Source organism: uncultured Nostoc sp., assembly GCF_964245575.1.
Taxonomy (GTDB): Bacteria; Cyanobacteriota; Cyanobacteriia; order Cyanobacteriales; family Nostocaceae; genus Nostoc.
The window spans coordinates 1-2736 of the sequence record NZ_CAXTNP010000510.1; the positions used below are offsets into that span (position 1 = coordinate 1).

The 2736-nt window shown below is 44.2% G+C and carries 1 protein-coding gene; it reads right to left on the reverse strand.

Translation table 11 applies throughout. The annotated features are described in order from the left end of the window. Positions 1–2166 (reverse strand): MFS transporter (locus ACFFAP_RS37790; protein WP_375515998.1); only part of this gene is annotated, 2166 nt, incomplete at its 3' end. Between the last annotated feature and the right edge of the window lie 570 nt (positions 2167–2736).

Here is a 2736-nt window from a genome sequence, read left to right on the forward strand (position 1 = left end):
GATACCTTCTGGATTCAGTTCTTGTTTACCAGTATTCCGCAGGTAATCTGCGATCGTGGTAGTAACAGAGTCGTATTGCTCTTTGGCTTTATCGACTACAGCTTGGGGTGTGTGGCGAATGTTATGCCACGACTCCTCAGCAGTATTGATAATTTGATTAACTTGATCTTCACTCAAATCTTCGCGCTGACTCAACAATTGCACCAAGGTATCGCGGTCAAAGCGAGACAACCGCGCCCGAATTGAGCTAATTCCAGCTTGAGGATCTTCCAGTAGCTTTTTGAACTCTGCGCGGATGGTATCAGGATTCAGTTCTGATTTCCCTGTATTACGCAGATATGATTCTACATTCAGCCACAGGGTTTCTGCTTGATATTGTGCTTGTTCTGCTAGCCCTTTGGATTCTACCAAGACGCGATCGCGTTGTTTTTCCAACTCGTCGAGAATGCTATCTACTTCATATAGCTGGACATCATTACGTTGCAGCAATATCGACCGCATTTCCTGACGATCAAGGTGGGCTAGCCGCAATGTCAGATTTTCATAATCTGCATCTGGGTCTTGCACCAGTGGTTTGAAATTCTGCTCAATGCCTTCTGCTGTCAAATCTGCTTTCGGAGTAACCAGCAGATAACTTTCCACTGCCCGTTGCAAGTCTTGGACTATCTCTCTTTCTTCAATACCTGTAACTATCACTAGCATATCTTTGCGGACAGTTTCTAACTGATCTGCAATGCGCCGAATTTGGGCTTGGGTAAGGAGTCCGCGTTGTTGCAAGATATTGGCGAAATCGTTACGGGATAGTCGTTCTAGTTCCCTACGGACTATTCCCGGGTCGGCTGCTGGGTCGTAGAGGACATCACGAAATTCCTGGGCGATTTTTTCCTGGCTTAGTTGCCAAGCATAAGTGTTGTGTAGGTAGTTTTCGACATCAGATCGAATTGGGCTATAGGGTTCTGATGGTGTTGGCAACCCTAGCTTATCTGCTTGTTGGGTGACTTTATCTTTGGCGGTGGTGAGACTACGCAAGATTTTTTCCACATCCAAATCAGGCAAATCTGCCCGTCCTAGCACAGTGGCGGTTAAGGCGGATAGTCCTTGCTGGATTGTACTTTGAATTGGCCCAGATGCTGCCTTTTGGTCAGCTTCTTTAGAGTCACCCTTTTCTGCTAGTAACCGATCTAGCTTGGCGTTGAGTTCATCTGTCTTGTTTTGTCCTGCTGGAAGTGATTTCAGATAATCCATTAACTCACCCAGACGGTCTTGGGTGGGTGATTGCTGGCTCACTACCTGTTGCCAAACTTTATACAACGTATCAGCAATGCGGCTAACGTCTTTTTTGGAAAGGTCGGTGCGACTGCTGACTAACTCGATAAACTTCTGGCGGTCGATGTTGCGAATATCTGGAGTCCCCGCGATCGCTTTTAATTGCGGATCGTTGAGTAAATTTTCAAAGTCGCCCCGAATCTTTGACAAATCTAGCTCTGGAGGACGCAGCTTGTCTAAATAATCTTCTATATTCTCGCGGATACTTCCAGGGTCGATGGCGCTTCCTAGTTCCCGGCGGACGGCGGCGGCGGCGGCTTCAGCTGTTGCTACAACTTGGTTATTGACAGCCTTTGCGCCCAGTGCGGCGGTGGCTGTGCCCATAATCGCCTGAAAACCGGAAGTTGCCGTATTGACGACTGAACCAATTAAGGAACCTACGGTGGTGGAACTTACCCAGACGAGGAGTAAAAAGTAAGCACCCCAAATTACCAAACCGAGAATCGCTCCCAATCCTGGGCTAAAGATTTCCTGGCTCAATTTCACCGCGAGAAAACAAGCGATTAATAAGGCGATCGTCACAGTGACTAATGTCCAAATCCCCACTGCTGTGCCAATTTTGCGAATGTTACCGCCCAAACTTCCGGCTTCCCCACTATCTGAATCCGAGTCAGATGAGTGCCCCAGGTAGGAAATACCGGCTGCAAGGGAGAGATTAGTTAGAACTAATTGGAAAGCAAAGGCTAAGATCACGCCGGAGATTAAAGCTACAAAAAAGTGCGGCCCGGAAATGAGAGCCGATGCCTGTGCTGGCGTGACGTTTGAGGATTCTACTGGAACCTGTGCCAACCACAATAGTGGTTTGTACAGTCCCAGCATGATTTCCGTACTTTGGAACATTGTATTTCCTTCTTCTAGGGTTTAAATTTGGGGAATTAAGATTTTCTTGAGAAGCAACTCTTAGTATTTATGTTTGTACGTATGGCAATACCTAACTCTTTAGCTCAGAATCGTGGAATTTAGCTGCTTAAAGCATCTCTCTAAAGATTGAAAAGTGTATCCAGCGAAAGATATAACTTTTTTTATCCTTCGGTGAGAATCTTAATCAAATTACTACCTAATCTTAATTTTAATTATGTATAACTAATTTTTACTTTTCAATTGCTTATTTGTAGCGATTGATTCTGTTTTAATATAGTTCTTTTGTAAGTTCTTTACATTTATTTACATATTTATTTTTGGTCACCCTCTCAAGGTGGATTTGTCTAAAAAAATACGTTTCTGATAATCGTCCTGAAGAAGTGCCTGTGGTTTGTACCCAGAGACAGAAATAAGTCTAGTTATAAACAGCTATACTAAACTTAACAAATGAATCATTGAGGATAAAAAAATGGCAACTTGTTCTTCCAGAGATTTGCCAGTACTTCCAACAGAATCGAATGGCAAAGATCGCAATTAAATTCTGTTTGG